Consider the following 17,416-nt stretch of genomic DNA (forward strand, 5'->3'; position numbering starts at 1 on the left):
GCCGCTATTAACAGTTGGAAGATCCGTTTAAATTCCCGCTCCCATTAATAGACGGAAGGATTCCCCTTATTTAGAAAATATAATAAAAAACAGCCTTAATAGACGGAGAAATTCCGCTTATCGATCCGGAAAACATGCAAATGGTGAATTTTTCTTCGCATACACGGAAAATCTCCGCTTATTTCCCCCGAAGCAAGGCCTTTGCGAAAATAACCGGAAAACTTCCGCTTATGTTCCCTCATCACTTAATGAAGAGCCGCAATCTCTGTCAGTAAATCTGAATTTTATCCAAGATGAGAGAGGGATTTTAAATAACCGCAGTTTTTCAGCGTCCTTTGCAAAAGTGGTGGAACGTTTACTTTTGTGTCGAGTCCTCCAATGTCTTTCGGAGTTGAACAGGTACTTTAGCGCTTTCATTCTTGTTTGAAGTGAAATATTCAATAAAAACATTATAAAATTCAACATAAATTTATTGTAATTCGATAAAATATATATTAAAATCAAAATCAGAATAATTAAATGAGGTGTTTTTAATGGAAAAAATAACAACATTGTTTTTAAAAATAGCAGTTATTCTTTTAGGAGTCCCGGTTCTTGCTATATGCATCTTTTTGGTGCCTGAAATGGCGAATGTTGCAGCAAAATTGCTTCCCGATTTTGCTTTTATAAAATATCCTGTTTTCATCATACTTGATGCATCGGCGATCCCTTTTTACTTTGCTTTGTATCAGGCTTTCCAGCTCTTACGCTATATTGACAAAAATAAAGCATTCTCTGATTTATCGGTAAAGGCTTTAAAGAAAATTAAATACTGTGCCATTACAATCAGTATTTTGCATGTGCTAGTATGGCCGCTTTTCTATATCTTTGCGGAAGTAGACGACGCACCGGGGGTTATCTTTGTCGGATTGATTGTTCCTTTTGCTTCGATGGTGATTGCAGTGTTTGCGGCTGTGCTCCAAAAACTTTTACAAGAAGCGATTAAGATCAAAACAGAAAATGATTTAACGGTCTGAGGTGAATAGCAATGGCAATTATAATCAATATCGATGTGATGTTAGCAAAAAGGAAAATGAGCGTAACAGAACTTTCGGAAAGGGTTGGAATAACGATGGCGAACCTTTCTATATTGAAAAATGGAAAGGCAAAAGCGATCCGATTAACGACTTTGGAGGCAATTTGTAAAGCTTTGGAATGTCAGCCTGGAGATATTTTAGAATACAGAAGTGACGAACATAGCTAAACATTGTGGAGAAAACTTAACTATTAGGGGAGGTATAACGATGGACGTTAACAATTTGATTATTGAAAATATAACTAACCCTCATGAGTTGGAGAGAATGTATAGAAAAGACCCGAAAGCTTTTAAAAAGTCATTCACACAAGCACGGGAACAAAATCCTAATTCTAAAGTGCTTGATGTCTGGTATGAAAGATTGCATTTCAACGAAAAGGCAAATACAGAAAAATCTTCATTGTTTCAAAATGGTTTCATTTTTATGGGTATTTTAGCGATCATGGCAGGGATAAGTACAAGAATCATTTTCCATTTTGTCGAACAGGAAGCTATTGCTCCGATTAATCTGGCGTTTGGTATCATTCCCTTTATTGCTGCCTACTTTGTTTACAAGAATACTCCGAAAAAAAGTATTATTTATTCCCTTGCAGCATTGTTCCTGATTTCCGGGATTTATGTTAATATGCTGCCATTAAATTATAATGACGATAGTATTATCTTAGCTTATTTGCACTTTCCCATTTTCTTATGGGTATTGGCAGGGCTTTCATATACAGGAAATGACTATTTGAAAAGCAGCACAAGATTGGCTTATATTAAATTTAATTTAGAATATGGTATTCTCTACGCCAGCATGGCAGTTAGCGGAATGGTTCTGGCATTATTAACGATGCAGTTATTTAGCTTTATCGGCTTGGATATAGAGGAATTTTATTTTAGTAATGTCGTTTTATTTGGTGCTGCCGCTCTTGCTATTGTCGCTGTGCACCTCGTATCAATGAATCTTAAACTCGCTAAGAATGTTACCCCATATATAGCCAAAATTTTTAGTCCGCTTGTCTTGGTCACGTTGTTGGTTTACCTTGTAACGGTAATATGGGTCGGGAAAAATCCGTTCTTGGACCGCGATTTCCTGATCGCCTTCAACGGAATACTCCTAGGTGTATTGGCCGTTACTATATTTTCAATTACTGAGAGCGATTCTGACGAGAAAAAGAATATTTCAGATTATATCAATTTTGCCTTAATCGTCCTTGCGCTCATCATTGACAGTGTTGCTTTGTCAGCCATCGTGTTCAGACTTTCTTCTTATGGGATTACGCCTAATAGAATTGCTGTTTTAGGAGTGAACATACTGATATGGGCAAATCTAATATGGATTATGTTCTCCTATATGCGTTTTCTGCAAGACAGATCCGGGCCTTCCACTATCCAGGATGCTGTAACTAAGTATTTGCCGGTGTACGGACTTTGGGCTGCTTTCGTCATATTTACTTTCCCTGTAATTTTTAATTAAAAAGACTTTGTTAATATAGATGTAGCGCAAAGCTAATTTTCTATAGCGTATAAAACCTTTAAAGCCGATATTATGCAGCCTTTTATACAGAACTGCATAGTGTCGGCTTATTTTCATCACTAAGATGATGTTAGTTGAGGCGGAAATAAGTATAAGTTACTGTGAATAATTAACTCAGCTAACGGCGCTTTTCTATATTAAGGAAAGCGCCTTTTTCAGGAATAATGACAAATACGCTATTCATATATTCCGGAATATACGTAATGCTGCAATTTGGAAAAGAAAGATACGTATTTTTGGAATTGAATAAAAAACAGCTTTTCAAATATTGATTTTTCATAGATTAGTTAAATTATTCCAATGTTCTGTTTTTATGGTATATTTAAGGAATCAAATTTAAAGGAGAGAGGAATATGACAGTCATTACTTTTACGATCATAAATGAATCGGAGGGTATGTTGGTTTAATCTAATCTTGTCACTTATTCTCCGATTCGAGGATTAATATTTGCTCGATAGCATCGGAGGTCATCAATTTGAACATTAAAACCGTTTATTATTTATTGACGAGTTCTCGCTCGTTTTGTATTCAAATCGTTTTTACACTGAATGCTATTTACTATGTGTCTCAGGCAGGTCTGAATCCACTCCAGTTAGTATTGCTTGGGACGATTATGGAATTGGCTGTTCTATTATTTGAAATACCTACAGGATTAGTTGCTGATATTTTCGGTCGTAAAATGTCACTTATCATCGGGACTTTCATTATCGGTTCTGCTCATCTTTTGGAAGGCAGCATTCCTTCGTTTTGGGCAATTGCTATCGGCGCTGCTTTGTGGGGCATTGGATGGACGTTTATTAGTGGCGCAGAAACGGCTTGGATTGCTGATGAATTAGAAAACAAAAAACTTGATACTGTTTTATTGAACGGAGCCAAATTCAGCTCCTTAGGCAGTTTTTTTGGCATTATTGTCAGTGTGCTTGTCGGTATTATTTTCACAGTGCAAATTGCCATATTAATTGCTGGAGGCTTGCTTATTTTAATTGCGGCTATTTCGTCTAAAGTTATTACTGAAACGAAATTTATAAGTATTACACGTGAAGACACTTCTAGTATCAAACAAATGAAAAGCGCAATAAAAGAAAGCCTTTCTTTAATAAAAGGGAATACTATTTTACTTGGTCTTGCCGCAATTACATTGTTTACTGGTTTAGCTAGTGAAGGCTTTGATCGACTTTGGGGCGCGCATTTTATTGAAGGCTTCCAAATGAATGAAGAAGATGCAGTTTATTGGTTCGGTGCATTTTATGCAATTGCCTTTTTGTTGAACATCGGCCTACTGAAGATTGTTGAAACATATGTAAAGGAACGTTTTGCCATTGTTTTAGTATTGCTTAACAGTGTCCTTGTTGTCATGATGATATATTTCGCGATGATTGAGCAATTTTTAATAGCTGCTGTTTTATACTGGGGAATTGCATCACTTCGAGCGGTGAACTATCCACTAGTAAATGTTATGACCAATAAACATTTACATTCAGAAGGGCGAGCAACTACGCTTTCGATGTATGGGCAACTGGATGCGTTTGGACAAGTAGCCGGTGGACCATTAGTTGGAGTTATTGCACTTTATACATCGGTTCAAGGGGGAATCATTACCTCTGCCCTTTTAATTATCCCTACATTGTACTTTTTATGGAAATTAAAAAACATCGCTTAAAAAAGCTGTCTTGCAGAGATAGGGCGCTGAGAGAGATTTTGGCTTTCAATTGAGTGATGAGAAAATAAGCGGAGATTTTCCGGTTATTTGCGCAAGAGGGCTCATTTCTGGGGGAATAAGCGGAGATTTTCCGGTTATCCAAAGGAAAATCCTCCATTTTCTTATTTTTCGGGTCAATAGGCGGAATTTCTCCGTCTATTTAGGCCATTTTCGATTGTATTTTTTAAATAAGCGGAATTTTGAGACTGTCGATTAATTGGATTTTACATTGGTAGCCAAAAAAATTTGGGTAAACTAAAGCAACTAAAATCAAATTAACCACAAAAACAAGTGGAATATACAAGATAATTAACAATTAAAAGTGTTCACTTGCTGAATTTAAATTGATTAAAATTTCAAAACAGAGTTAATCGACACTCTCATTTTTCCGTCTATTTATTAAAGAGGCACTTAAACGGATCTCGCAACCGTTAATAGCGGCCCTCTCTTCATCCCAGTTGCGGGAATCAACCTCTACTTCATCATCTTGCCGCTTCGCTTTAAATACACCTGGATTTCCCCGGGGATATTCAGCTGGCGAATAAAATAAACAGAAATAATACTTGAAGAAACGAGTCCGATTGTTGTGCCAGTAGAAAACCTGTTAATTGAAACGGAAGTCCTTAATAAAGAAGACAAATTTTCAGTGCCCTCTTGCATAGATAGATCCTTTTCATCTATGAATGATAGTTGTTGGATATTTATGTTAAAGTGGAGGCGGGATTATGAAAGTTTGAACTTAGACAAATGTTTGGGGATTGACTTTATAGAGCGGAAATCGAGGTGAGTGATAATGGGCTTATTTTTTGAAAAGGCTAGCAGTCAAAGCAAGAAGCAAAAGCTGATAATAAATGCATTTATAGTTTTAATCGTAGTAGATGCTATAAATAATTTTTGGCTGCATTGGTCTTCGTTTCATGTAATTTCTATTTGTTTATACATTGTATTTATATTACTTTTCATAATGGAAATCATGAAGAGAAAATACGATAATACGTAATATTTAAATCATATGATTAATTTCCGCAATCGGGCGCTTTCCTGGGAGTAGGGGAAGGGCCTTTTTCTGCTTATTAATCTGTTGCTAAGAGTTTTGACAATTTAACATATTGTTATTCCAATTGATATTCATCACAACAGCCACCTCAACCTATAGTGAGGCGGCTATTGGCTATAAGTAATTAATTTTGAATAATATGGTCATTTACAAATGCTTTTATGAAAAATAATTCATCATCATTTGGATTTCTTTTATTCTCTAGCTTGAAAGACTCTATTGCATTTTCCAATGAAGATGATTTCGCTGCCTCGCTGGCCGCTTTTAACTCTTTCCAGAAATTCTCCATTTCATTCGAATCGCAAATAGATTCATGGCCAAGTATGAATGTTTCAGCATTATACTTTTGTATGTCTTCAATCATAGGCAATAACAATGAATGCTTGTAATGAAATATAGAATTTGTCGTTGTACTATACACACAATCACCTAAAAAAATGACTTTTTCATCAGGGATATAAACGATTGTAGCGTCATCTGAATGGGTACTGTTGATTTTTTCAAGTATACAAATTTTATTGCCCAGATCAAGAGTTAACGTTTTTTCAAAGATTATATGTGGAGAGTTTAACTTAAAACTATCTCTATTTGGAATCTCTGCTTGTATAATCTCTATACACTTATCGCTCATCGATTTAGTCTGCGCATACGTTTGGAGTGAACTGTCATCAAATGTATAGCTTTGCCATGTTTTCAACAATTCATTTGTTTGACTGTTAGCGATAACGGTTGCATCAAATTCATTCATGCCAAGGAAATGATCCCAATGCGCATGGGTGATTACCACATATTTAACTGGAGGTACATTTAGTTTTTCGATTTCTAGTAAAAAATCCTTCGCATGCTGAACAGAGTTACCACAGTCGATTATTAAACTGTATTGGTCGCCGCAAACGAGCCCTAATGTCGGTCGATCTTTTTCATCCTGATTAGGCATATAATAAATAGTTTCGCTGAATTTATTTAACATGTTTTATTTTCCTCTTTTCCGGATTGCTGGAGTATGAAAGAGAAAACCTGCATGCTTATCCTGTATTTAATAAAATAATTTAAGGTTTTCCCGGATTATTTGTTTACCATTGGACTCGTGCCTCCTTTTACGATATGGAAAAGTATAACATATTTATTTAGCTGATGGAAAACGCATAACCACGCCCTGAACTGGAACGGGGTTATGGTTGTTAGGGCTTTTAAATCAAAAAAAGTTAATTTCATTTTGCGGCAATAGAAGGAAATAGAAATATCGAAAGCATCCTTTTGCGTGAAAAATGAAAAAAATGTTTCCCAATCGGAAATTCGGGAAAACTAAAGCAAACATCAAGGGAGGCAAAAAATTCATGAAATTAAAAAAATACTCTACGCTAATGGCGGCGCTGTTATTGTCACTTTCGCTCGCAGCCTGCAATGACGACGACGATACGAATATTGACAACAATATTGATGATGACAACAATGACGGCCTACTCGACGACAACAACGACGATAATGATGTAGATGTGGATTTAGATGTGGATGACGAAGAAGGAAATAATGAAAACGAAAATGATTAAGCTAAAAAAGCATGGGGCTCGAATGTGCAATTCGGGTTTCCATGCTTTTACATAAAAAGAATAAATGATGGTCAGTATGTGTTTGAATGAGAATAAAATTTGCCGTTCTTTCCCGACAATTATTGTAAAGAGGCGATCATTTTGCTATACTATTTTGTATTGTGACGTCCATGTCTAGGAGGTGGAGCAAATGCATACGTTATTTACAGTATTACTTATTATCGTAGCTTTAGCCTTAATCGTTGTTGTATTATTGCAATCAGGTAAAAGCGCTGGTTTATCAGGTGCCATCTCTGGTGGAGCTGAACAACTATTCGGGAAACAGAAAGCTCGCGGGATGGATCTAGTATTACACCGCACAACAATCGTTCTTTCTGTTGTATTCTTCGTATTGGCATTAGCCATTACGAAATTCTAATCGATTGAAATCAGATTGAAATTAAACGCCTAACCAAGCATTTAATCATGCATGGTTGGGCTTTTTCTTTTAGTGCGGCGGAAAACACAGTATAATAGAAAAAATGGAAAGTATTTCTCGATTTATAGGTGTGTACAGATCGGATTTTCATATATGCTGAAAACGTTAAAGCGCCTGTTTAGCCCCGATAAGCTTTGGAGCAGCCAGCCAGAAAGTAAAGGCTCCATCACTTTCGACACCGGATTCGAAAATGTCGGGGGGCCGGCGTTTTAGCCAATATAAAAAAGACAGGAGCCATGAGCATGAAAACAGCTTTGTCTTCACCGTTCTTCTTTCAGGCAGGACAAAGGGCGGTCTTATTATTACACGGATTCACAGGAAGTTCGGCAGATGTGAGGATGCTAGGGCGCTTTTTGGAAAAGCATGGCTACACATCACTTGCACCGCATTATAAAGGACATGGTGTGCCGCCGGAAGAGCTAATCGTCTCGAATCCCGGGGAATGGTGGCAAGACGTAATAAATGGGTATACTAAATTAAAGGAAGCAGGCTATGAAGAAATCGCCGTTGCTGGGCTGTCTCTCGGTGGGGTGTTTTCATTGAAGCTTGCGACGGGTCATCCGGTGAAAGGCGTTGTCACAATGTGTTCGCCGATGACGATGCGCACGACGGACATTATGTTTGAAGGCGTACTTGATTATGCAAAACAATATAAAAAACAACAAGGGAAAAGTGAACAGGAAATAGAATTGGAAATGGAAGCGATTAAGCAGCAAGGCATGAAGTCATTACCTGAACTGCAGCAGCTTATAAACGATGTAAGACAATCGATTGACCTATTGTATGCACCGATTTTAGTCATCCAATCGCGCAACGACAAAGTCATCAATCCCGATTCGGCCAACATCATCTACAACACTGTCGAATCGATTGACAAGAAAATCAGCTGGTATGAAAATTCGGGGCATGTCATTACACTCGACAAAGAAAAAGACAAGCTTCATGAAGAAGTTCTCACGTTTTTAAATACGTTAGATTGGATAGTCTAATGATGTGATAAATATTTTCTGTTCAAAGGAGGGAAATACGTGACACAACAAACTGAATTACAAAAACGCATCCTTGATCTGATGAAGGATGACAGCTATAAACCAATGACCGTATCAGAAATAGAAGATATATTTGAATTGGAAGAAGCGGATGAGTTCCGTGAATTAGTGAAAACACTCGTAAAAATGGAGGCGCAAGGGCAAATTGTACGCTCCCGCTCGAATCGATACGGATTGCCGGAGCGCATGAATCTGCTGCGCGGCCGCTTTATCGGAAATGCAAAGGGCTTCGGCTTCGTTGCACCGGAAGAAGAAGGCATGGACGATATTTTCATCCCCGCACACGAAATCAATGGTGCATTAAATGGAGATACCGTGCTTGTTCGCGTATTAAAGGAACAATCCGGTGACCGCCGTGAAGGCACGATCGTAAAAATTGTTGAGCGCAGCAAAACATCATTTGTTGGTACATACCAGGCAAATCGCGGTTTTGGTTTTGTTGTTACAGATGATAAAAAATTGAATATGGATATCTTTATCGCAAAAGAGGACGCATTGGGCGCAGTCGACGGACATAAAGTCGTAGTAGAAGTAACGCACTGGCCAGATGCAACGAAGTCGGCGACAGGGATGATCACGAAAATACTAGGCCATAAAAATGATCCGGGTGTGGACATTTTATCGATCCTTTATAAATATGATATTCCGCCAGAGTTTCCGGAAGAGGTGGTCCAGGCGGCAATCGATGTCCCGGACGAAATTTCGGAGCAGGACCTTGCCGGACGCCGGGATTTGCGAAATGAAGTGATCGTGACAATCGACGGTGCGGACGCGAAGGACTTGGACGATGCAGTCACTGTTGTGAAAAATGGTGATGGCACGTACAAATTGGGTGTCCATATTGCCGATGTCAGCTATTATGTCACACAAGGCTCGGAGCTCGACAAGGAAGCATATGACCGCGCGACTTCCGTATATTTGACAGACCGCGTGATTCCGATGATCCCGCACCGCCTTTCAAACGGGATTTGCTCATTGAACCCGCAAGTGGACCGTTTAACATTGTCTTGCGAGATGATTATCGACGGTGCGGGACATGTTGTAAGGCATGAGATTTTCCAAAGCGTCATTAAGACGACAGAGCGCATGACATATACGGACGTTTATAACATTTTGGAGCATCCGGACGAAAACCCGGAGCTGATGGAACGCTATGAATCATTAGTGCCGATGTTCAAGGACATGGCCGAATTAGCGCAAATTCTGCGCAATAAGCGTATGGCGCGCGGGGCGATCGACTTTGATTTCAAGGAATCGAAAGTGCTTGTCGATGAAGAAGGTTGGCCGACTGATATCGTATTGCGCGAGCGCACGGTGGCAGAGCGTCTGATCGAGGAATTCATGCTTGCGGCGAATGAAACAGTAGCCGAGCATTTCCACTGGATGGAGCTGCCGTTCATCTATCGTATTCACGAAGATCCGAAGCCGGAAAAATTGCAGCGCTTCTTTGAGTTCGTGACGAATTTCGGTATTATGATTAAAGGTACAGGAAACTCTGTGCACCCGAAAGCATTGCAGGAAGTCATCAAATCGATTGAAGGCTTGCCGGAGGAGCCGGTCATATCGACGATGCTGCTAAGATCGATGCAGCAGGCGAAATATTATGCGGAGTCTTTAGGCCACTTCGGTTTATCGACAGAATTTTATACGCATTTCACATCGCCAATACGCCGTTATCCGGATTTAATCGTCCATCGTTTAATTCGCACATATTTAATAAACGGTGATACATCGAAGGAAACGGTCGTGCAATGGAGTGCGGTCATGGATGAAATTGCGGATCATACATCAGGTCGCGAGCGCCGCGCAGTCGAGGCAGAGCGTGATACTGATGCATTGAAGAAGGCGCAATTCATGTCAGACAAAATCGGCGAGGAGTTCGTCGGGATTGTGTCGTCGATTACGAATTTCGGTATTTTCGTGGAGCTTGAAAATACGGTGGAAGGGCTTGTGCATATTTCGAATATGACCGATGACTATTACCGTTTCGAGGATCGTCATATGATGATGATCGGTGAGCGTACAGGCCGCCAATTCCGTATTGGGGATGAAGTAAAAATCCGTGTAGCGAATGTCGTGATCGAGGAATCCTCAGTCGACTTTGAGATTGTCGACATGGTGAGCAGTCCCCGCCCGGCGCGTCGCCAAACATCAAAGGTCATCCATGCAGGACGCAGGGAAGGCCGCCGCAAAGATGATGAGCGCACAGGCGAAAAGCGCGACCGCAAAGCCCGCGGCGAAAGCAAAAAACGTCCGGAAAAGGGAGATAAGCGTTCAAGCAGTTCAGACCGTGACCCACGCGGACGCCGTAAAGACGGGAAATCGAGCGATAAGCCAAAGTTTTACGAAGGTATCGCAAAAGGCAAAAAGAAAAAAAGTAAAAAACGAAAATAAGGCATGGAGCTATGATGTCAATCGGCATCATAGTAGCCTTATGGTGAAAATAGAGGTGTTAGAACGATGGCAAAAGGCGCAGGGAAGGTTTTGGCCCAAAACAAAAAGGCTAGCCATGACTACTTCATAGAAGAAACAATTGAAGCGGGCATGGTGCTGACAGGTACGGAGATTAAATCTGTAAGAGGTGCCCGTGTGCAATTGAAGGAAGCGTACATTAGCATTCGCGACGGTGAAGCGTGGGTTCGAAATATGCATGTTTCCCCATTTGACCAGGGCAACCGTTTCAATCATGACCCATTACGTGAACGCAAGCTGCTCTTACATAAAAAGCAAATCAGCGAGCTGCTCGGCTCAGTCAAACGTGATGGCTATACAATCGTTCCTCTTAAAATTTATATTAAGGACGGCTATGCAAAGCTTTTAATCGGCTTGGCAAAGGGTAAAAAGGATTACGATAAGCGTCATGATATGAAGAAGAAAGAAGCAAAGCGCGATATGGAACGTGCCTTCAAGGAACGTCAGCAATAGTAAAAAAGGCGGGTGTACACATGATGTATGCCCGTTTTTTATAGTTAATTATGTTTATTTGATGCGAAAGGTTTAAAGTGACTTGTTCCCACATGCATTTTTTTACAAATTACTGTAAAATATAGTGCAGGAATAGGGGGAAGTCATTAAATGGATCGGTTACGCAATGCAGAAATAACGGATAAAGTCGTTTTTTTAATAGAAAGACATATTGATAGTCATCACTGCTTGGCAAAAGTAGAGGCGATTGTTCTAGAAAAGTATCCAAATTATATAGCGGTGTTTGAGACACAAGTAGGGATGCCACCCGATGAATATATGACGAAAGTTCGTCTGCATAAAGCGGAAAAACTACTAGCGCAAACAAATATGGATTTTAAAGAAATTTCAAAGGCAATCGGCATGAACGGCTATTTTGAATTTACGGAAGTCTTCAAGCGCTTCTATGGCATGACCCCAGGCGGCTACCGTAACCAGCTTTTTAAATGAGTTTAAGAAAATATTGGAACTGTGTTTGGAAGCTTATTCACTTGCAAGCTTTTTCTTTTTGTCATATAATCTAGTATACAAGCCAGTGTATGCCTACTCATACGGCATACTTTTTGAGCGTTTTGCTCATGCCGAAACTTAACTCGGGTTTACTACTACTCGGGGACGTTACGGATTCGACAGGGGTGGTTCAAGCTCTGGTCGCGCGTCGGAGGTCTCGTCTTCGTCAACAACGGAAGTTATATAATAACTGGCAAACAACAAAACTTCGCTTACGCAGCTTAATCGCTCGTAGCACTCAGCCTGTCTATCGCCCATGTAGACTACGCTGGGTTAACCTTTAGTGGGATACGATCGTTGGTGCCACCTGAGTCAACGGTAAGAGATTTCCAGGTTAGCGATTCGGACGCCTGTTTGTCGGCATAAGAACTCGCGAATTGCAAGTAGACAAACTACACGCGTAGAAGCCGGCGTATTGGAGCTTCTGGACGTGGGTTCGACTCCCACCGTCTCCATACATAAAGTGGCTACAAACGTAGTCATATCAACGATTTTCAAGATTAGGGATATTGAACGGGAGTTGAACTCTTGTTGAATATCCCTATTTTCATCCCTACATATTTTTACGATAATTTGGCTCTTAGACCTTCTAATTCACACTATGTATTGGGAGGTTTTTTATATGTCTAAAGGACGTAAACACGGCATATTTGCTGTAAGTGGTGATGTAGTAGTAATGTCTACAAAGAAGAAAGATGAAAGGAAAGACGCTTTAGCACTAGAAGTAGCTCTAAAGACTGTGTTTCAGCAGATGCAAATAGCAGGGAATAGACCACGTACTATTGATAGTTACTCGTACATCTTTGAACAGTTTGCTTCTGTATGTTGTATCGAGTATGTGGAGGATATTAACCTAGATAAGCTCTATCACTATTTAAATGTTCTAGAGGTTACTCCCGCTACTAAATTGATACGCTTAAAGTCGATTAAGGCAGTTCTAAGCAAGTTCTATAACAATGGATGGGTTATAGACCGTTTTTGGAGCAATATCCATATCAAGATAGATAAGGAAGTGAAGAAGGGGGCTAAGGAAAGTGACATTGATAAGCTCCTAGAACTCATTGACCAAACTACCTTTATAGGTTTTAGAGATGCCGCCGCCGTTAAATTAATGTACAAGACAGGGATTCGTATTCGTACTCTAGGAGAGCTTAGAGAGCGTCATATAGACTTTGAAAGCCTATCTTTAAACTTAGATGGTTCTACATTAAAGAATCACAAATTCCTGAAGCTCCCACTCGATGAAGAACTATGTGAAATGCTTAAGATGCTTCTAAAGCTTAATGAAGGAATCCGTTCTTACTATGGTACAGATAATCACAATGTCTTTATCACACAGAACGGTTTACCTATGAATACGAGTAAATCCTCAAATTGTGCTATATCTAAGCAATTGAACAAGTATTCAAAGCGATTTGGACTAGCGAATATCAATGCACACGCTATTAGAAGAGCATACGCAAAGAGTTTACATGATAAGGGGGCAAGTCATTGCCTTAATCAGTAAAGCCTTAGGACACAGCGATTTAGCGGTAACAACACAGTACTTAGATTTAGATGTTGAGGAAGTTGCTAGTGATTTAAGGGAGTACCTATAGTTTTGATATGAACCGTGGTAATAAGTGGGTAATAGATAAAAAGTAAGAGCATGAATGAGGAGTCACTGTTAAACAATTTGATTACTGTCTAATTGTATTGACCTGATGCTCGTTCCGCTTCGCTTCACTCACAACAGGTGGTGCTAGCTTTGCTAGCCCCCGTTTCTTTGATTTATTTGTTATTCCTATATTTTTATTACTAAATGGTACTAATTCGAGGAAACAAACCACCCCTTATAAAAGGGATGGTGATACTAATTCTGAGGTATCTTCATAACATTCAACGTGCCCAGGTGTAGCTTTACCACGTATATTCTAAATAACTCTGTTATGCCACCTAGCCAAAAGGCTACTACGACGGTGTGTTCTGGGAAAGGAATAACACCCACAACGGTGAATCACCGCTTAGTAAGGCGGGCTAGTTTTTAACGTGTTCTCCTAGTAAATACCACGGATAAAGCAGATATATTGTTAGTTTATGTAGACAGCTCCTAGAATGCAAAAGAGGAGCGGCAATATGTAAACAGTAAGGGAGTGGGGAGTAACTCCTAAACTGGTAGTACCTCGTTAATTTCCTTCTCTGTAATACCGTAGCCGTATTTAGTGTTTTCAACACCGTTATTAGGTTCAGGTACTTTTTTCTCACAGTTATAGTAACGAAAAGAGCTACTTTGTTAACTAGATATAATCCATAATGCAATTAACTTCACGCTCGCTTAAACCAAGCTTATAAAGATAATCATGGAATGAGTCTCTAGTAATAGCATATTCATAATCACTGAGTATTCTATCGTCTGAAACAGTTTCTAACTCTTTGGCGTTAATGGCTCGATGAATTATAGAACTGCTGTATCCTAACTTCTCCATAATCCTTTCTGCTAGCTCTACTCTAATCATTACTGATTCCCCCCATATACTGCTGAATGAACTAAATTAGCATCTAGCCTACATTCATTAATTAAATATTCTTCCAGGCTTTGTACGTCTACTAAGTAATTAAAGCTAGTGTTATAGTGGTGGCTAGGACGCTCAACTTTCTTTAACTTTCTGTCTACTAACCGTTTAGCCGAATCCGTTGTAAAGCCCATGTTTAGCCTGTTTAAAACTCTGCTTACCTGTTCTACTGTATAACTCATATTCATTTTTTGTTTCCTCCTTCAATGTATTTAGCAAGTTGTTCAGTGTCAAAACGTATTACTGAACCGCCAATTGTGTAATGTGGTAATTTACCGCTTTTACACCACTTATAAATAGTCATTGGGTTCACTGACAGTAATTCAGCGACCTCGTTTACTGATAAGAACTGTTTCATGCCTATTCCTCCTTCTTCTGTATCTATAAGAGAATATAAGAAAATATAAGTGGTTATATAACGAGATAAGGAAATATAGCAAGATATAAAATAAAATATTTTGCTATTAGACATGGGGAGAAAGCACGGCTAAGTAAAAAGCTAGTTTTAGCGGAGGTATCTGAAATATTTGCAAAAATTTCATACGCGTATTAGGAGCCTTACCCTATCATCTATCGCTTAAAGTCAATCATTCGGCACGGGGTGGGGTCTAATGAAACAAACAATAGAGTAGTTAGAACCTACTCTGATTGTCGTTATAAGCATAAGTTATACAGCTTGCTTTAGTGTTATTCCCTTTTCGTTCCCGTTTGTTCCCTATCGTTCCCTATTACACAATATGTAAATTAAATGGTTCTTTGTGGTAATATAGTAATAACTACTAGTATAGGGAAGGTATCTTATGAAAAAGAAACTACAAGTGTTTATTTCTTCAACTTATGAAGATTTGAAAGAGGAGCGACAAGCAGCAGTAGAATCGGTACTTAATGCAGGGCATATACCTGCGGGAATGGAACTATTTAAATCAGACGATAAGTCACAAAAGGAAATTATTAAAAGGTGGATTGATGAGTCCGACGTTTATATGCTTATCTTAGGTGGCAGATATGGCTCTATAGATGAAGAAACGGGATTAAGCTATACACATTGGGAATACAATTATGCAGGTGAGGTTGGAAAACCGAGGTTTGCAGTAGTTATAGATGAATCTGCATTAGAGGAGAAAGTGAGAAAGCAAGGTACTTCGGTAATTGAAAGAAACAATCCTACATTGTACGAGGGATTTAAAGGTGATGTGCTTTCGAAAATATGCAAATTTTATAATGATTTGAAAGATATTAAGATTACGGTATTAGAATCATTGAAAGAGTACGAAAGCAATCCAGAACTATTTGGTTGGGTATCTGGAAGAGATGTCCGAAGTATCGAAAAGCTTGAACAAATAGATGTATTAGAGGGTAAGTATGCGAATTTATTAGAGCAATATAATAAGTTAATACAAGAAAATGGTAAGCTACAAGAGAAGAAACGTAAAGAAAGAGAGATAGACGGTTTATCGTTTGATGAAATAAAGTCAATTTTGGAAGGTGTTAAGTTTGAAATACCTGAGGATACGGAAGGTGTGAATTTAAGTAAGGATTGGAAAACAAATGTTCATAAAATCTTTGTTAGTTTGAGAGAGAATTTTGCTGTAGGAATACAAAATAAAAGAGATATGACAAAATTTGAACGAATTTTATTTTTTAGGGTAGCTCCGCATTTAATGCAATATGGATTAGTTGAAAAGCTAAAACAAGCGGGAACTCCTGTATTAAGAATGCAAACGACTAAAGATGGAATGAAGTATCTAAAATTTGTTGATTTGGAAATGAGAGAGAAAGAAATGGCACAAGATGAAGTTGCAGCTTCGAGTGAAGCAGAGTAAAATAGCCATAATAAGGTCTTTGAACCAAGTTCGTAAATATGTAATACTCCCTAGTGGAGAAAATCGTTATAGATACAAGTGTGGGGCGGACTTTAAACCCTTGGGGGAGTAATGTCGGCATAATGTTACGTGAATTGTAAATAGGCAAACTACACGCGTAGAAGCTGAAGTATTGGAGTTTCTGGACGCGGGTTCGACTCCCGCCGTCTCCATAAAATGAAATCAAATGATTTCAATGAGTGTCAAAATCCTTGATATACAGGGGTTTTGGCACTTTTTATTTTTCATTCAATTTCATCTGAAGTCATTTAAAAATAGTCAATTTATAGTCAAAATAGTCAAAAGAGAGTCAATGGATTAACTCTCTAAATAGTGTACGAACTTTTGAATAGCACCTTCTTTTGCTTTCTTAGTAACGTGAGTATAGATGTCTAATGTTGTTTTAACATCTGAATGTCCTAAACGATCTTGTACTTCTTTAATACTCGCACCGGCTTCAAATAAAAGAGAGCAATGAGTGTGACGTAGTCCGTGAGGGGATACCTTCTTGAGTGCAAATTTATTTTGCACGCTATACATCCACTTTTGAACTTGTCCAGGTTGGATAAATGTATTGTCCTTATTACTAAAGATTAATTGGCTTTTTTGAAGAGTATTGATTCCAAGTTTAAAATACTTTTGTTTCTGGAGTTTATTCCATTCCTTTAAAATGGATACAGTAGTTTCGTCTATTTTAATTGTTCTGGCTTTACCTGTTTTGGTAGATTTTAAATAGAGTTGAGTATTTTTTCCTCGTCCAATAGCTTTGTTTATCGTCAACTCATTATCTACTAAATTCAAGTCATTCCAAGTAAGTGCTAATGCTTCACTTTTACGCATCCCAGTATAAGCGATTAATCGAAGAAAAGTATATGCTTTATAATCCAAATGAATTTCAGCATGGTTTAAAAAAGTGACCAATTCTTCACGAGAATAAAAATTTTCTTCATCCTCATCAATTGGATCAACATACGTTTGTTTTATCTTTGTTTCAACATGATTAAATGGATTATTTTCGATATAGTGTAACCGTCAAGTAGTTTTGGACACTTTCTGCCCATTAAATTTGAACACTTTTCTCTTAAAATAATGTCTGTCGAT

At 38.6% G+C, this 17,416-nt stretch carries 17 protein-coding genes and 1 other RNA gene; 13 read left to right on the forward strand and 5 right to left on the reverse strand.

From position 1 onward, the window contains the following. Positions 1 to 533 precede the first annotated feature (533 nt). The 4 genes from ACTHOQ_RS09020 (at position 534) to ACTHOQ_RS09035 (ending at position 4,254) form a co-directional block, all read left to right on the forward strand. Positions 534 to 1,016: a DUF2975 domain-containing protein gene (locus ACTHOQ_RS09020; RefSeq protein WP_440495609.1), complete on the forward strand. Its 483-nt coding sequence runs from the start codon at positions 534 to 536 to the stop codon at positions 1,014 to 1,016. 11 nt (positions 1,017 to 1,027) lie between these two features. Further along, complete coding sequence (locus tag ACTHOQ_RS09025) at positions 1,028 to 1,243, forward strand: helix-turn-helix domain-containing protein (protein WP_440495610.1); 216 nt, start codon at positions 1,028 to 1,030, stop codon at positions 1,241 to 1,243. Between the two features lie 40 nt (positions 1,244 to 1,283). After that, on the forward strand, positions 1,284 to 2,534 hold the full coding sequence (locus ACTHOQ_RS09030; protein WP_440495612.1) for a DUF4153 domain-containing protein: 1,251 nt from the start codon (positions 1,284 to 1,286) through the stop codon (positions 2,532 to 2,534). A gap of 535 nt (positions 2,535 to 3,069) precedes the next feature. Next, entirely contained in the window at positions 3,070 to 4,254 is a 1,185-nt protein-coding gene (locus ACTHOQ_RS09035; RefSeq protein ID WP_440495613.1) for an MFS transporter, read from the forward strand. Between the two features lie 1,220 nt (positions 4,255 to 5,474). On the opposite strand, the gene ACTHOQ_RS09040 is transcribed toward ACTHOQ_RS09035, so the two are convergent. Beyond that, on the reverse strand, positions 5,475 to 6,320 hold the full coding sequence (locus ACTHOQ_RS09040; protein ID WP_440495615.1) for an MBL fold metallo-hydrolase: 846 nt from the start codon (positions 6,318 to 6,320) through the stop codon (positions 5,475 to 5,477). Positions 6,321 to 6,687: 367 nt separating this feature from the next. Here ACTHOQ_RS09040 and ACTHOQ_RS09045 point away from each other — a divergent pair, with 367 nt between their 5' ends. The 8 genes from ACTHOQ_RS09045 to ACTHOQ_RS09080 all read left to right on the forward strand — a co-directional run bounded on the left by ACTHOQ_RS09045 (position 6,688) and on the right by ACTHOQ_RS09080 (position 13,408). Then, positions 6,688 to 6,900 carry a hypothetical protein gene (locus ACTHOQ_RS09045; protein WP_440495616.1) on the forward strand — a complete coding sequence of 71 codons (213 nt, stop codon included), beginning with the start codon at positions 6,688 to 6,690 and terminating at the stop codon, positions 6,898 to 6,900. Between the two features lie 190 nt (positions 6,901 to 7,090). Beyond that, positions 7,091 to 7,318, forward strand: a complete 228-nt coding sequence (gene secG / locus ACTHOQ_RS09050; protein ID WP_440495618.1) for a preprotein translocase subunit SecG — start codon at positions 7,091 to 7,093, stop codon at positions 7,316 to 7,318. Between the two features lie 302 nt (positions 7,319 to 7,620). After that, the gene (locus tag ACTHOQ_RS09055) at positions 7,621 to 8,367 is read left to right on the forward strand and encodes an alpha/beta hydrolase (protein ID WP_440495619.1); all 747 of its coding nucleotides are present in this window, start codon (positions 7,621 to 7,623) and stop codon (positions 8,365 to 8,367) included. A gap of 81 nt (positions 8,368 to 8,448) precedes the next feature. Next, complete coding sequence (rnr, locus tag ACTHOQ_RS09060) at positions 8,449 to 10,821, forward strand: ribonuclease R (protein WP_440495634.1); 2,373 nt, start codon at positions 8,449 to 8,451, stop codon at positions 10,819 to 10,821. A gap of 66 nt (positions 10,822 to 10,887) precedes the next feature. Beyond that, positions 10,888 to 11,352 carry an SsrA-binding protein SmpB gene (gene smpB, locus ACTHOQ_RS09065; RefSeq protein ID WP_440495620.1) on the forward strand — a complete coding sequence of 155 codons (465 nt, stop codon included), beginning with the start codon at positions 10,888 to 10,890 and terminating at the stop codon, positions 11,350 to 11,352. A 150-nt stretch (positions 11,353 to 11,502) separates the two neighbouring features. Continuing rightward, positions 11,503 to 11,841: a helix-turn-helix domain-containing protein gene (locus tag ACTHOQ_RS09070; RefSeq protein ID WP_440495622.1), complete on the forward strand. Its 339-nt coding sequence runs from the start codon at positions 11,503 to 11,505 to the stop codon at positions 11,839 to 11,841. A gap of 161 nt (positions 11,842 to 12,002) precedes the next feature. Then, positions 12,003 to 12,359: a transfer-messenger RNA gene (ssrA, locus tag ACTHOQ_RS09075) on the forward strand. A 164-nt stretch (positions 12,360 to 12,523) separates the two neighbouring features. Continuing rightward, positions 12,524 to 13,408 (forward strand): tyrosine-type recombinase/integrase, encoded by an 885-nt coding sequence (locus tag ACTHOQ_RS09080; protein ID WP_440495624.1) that lies wholly within the window; start codon positions 12,524 to 12,526, stop codon positions 13,406 to 13,408. A 769-nt stretch (positions 13,409 to 14,177) separates the two neighbouring features. Here the strand turns inward: ACTHOQ_RS09080 and ACTHOQ_RS09085 are convergent. Genes ACTHOQ_RS09085 through ACTHOQ_RS09095 form a run of 3 tightly spaced genes read right to left on the reverse strand, consistent with a single transcriptional unit; the run spans position 14,178 to position 14,811 of the window. Beyond that, positions 14,178 to 14,396 carry a hypothetical protein gene (locus ACTHOQ_RS09085; RefSeq protein WP_440495625.1) on the reverse strand — a complete coding sequence of 73 codons (219 nt, stop codon included), beginning with the start codon at positions 14,394 to 14,396 and terminating at the stop codon, positions 14,178 to 14,180. After that, positions 14,396 to 14,641 (reverse strand): hypothetical protein, encoded by a 246-nt coding sequence (locus tag ACTHOQ_RS09090; RefSeq protein WP_249660880.1) that lies wholly within the window; start codon positions 14,639 to 14,641, stop codon positions 14,396 to 14,398. The genes ACTHOQ_RS09085 and ACTHOQ_RS09090 overlap by 1 nt, the downstream gene beginning before the upstream one ends. Next, positions 14,638 to 14,811 carry a helix-turn-helix domain-containing protein gene (locus ACTHOQ_RS09095; RefSeq protein ID WP_440495626.1) on the reverse strand — a complete coding sequence of 58 codons (174 nt, stop codon included), beginning with the start codon at positions 14,809 to 14,811 and terminating at the stop codon, positions 14,638 to 14,640. The genes ACTHOQ_RS09090 and ACTHOQ_RS09095 overlap by 4 nt, the downstream gene beginning before the upstream one ends. A 442-nt stretch (positions 14,812 to 15,253) precedes the next feature. Between ACTHOQ_RS09095 and ACTHOQ_RS09100 the strand changes: the two genes are divergently transcribed. After that, complete coding sequence (locus tag ACTHOQ_RS09100) at positions 15,254 to 16,276, forward strand: DUF4062 domain-containing protein (RefSeq protein ID WP_440495627.1); 1,023 nt, start codon at positions 15,254 to 15,256, stop codon at positions 16,274 to 16,276. Between the two features lie 357 nt (positions 16,277 to 16,633). Here ACTHOQ_RS09100 and ACTHOQ_RS09105 read toward each other — a convergent pair whose 3' ends face one another. Beyond that, positions 16,634 to 17,236 carry a site-specific integrase gene (locus tag ACTHOQ_RS09105; RefSeq protein ID WP_440495629.1) on the reverse strand — a complete coding sequence of 201 codons (603 nt, stop codon included), beginning with the start codon at positions 17,234 to 17,236 and terminating at the stop codon, positions 16,634 to 16,636. Positions 17,237 to 17,416 lie beyond the last annotated feature (180 nt).

The sequence above is a fragment of the Solibacillus silvestris genome (genome assembly GCF_051967575.1).
In the GTDB taxonomy this organism is placed as follows: Bacteria; Bacillota; Bacilli; order Bacillales_A; family Planococcaceae; genus Solibacillus; species Solibacillus silvestris_B.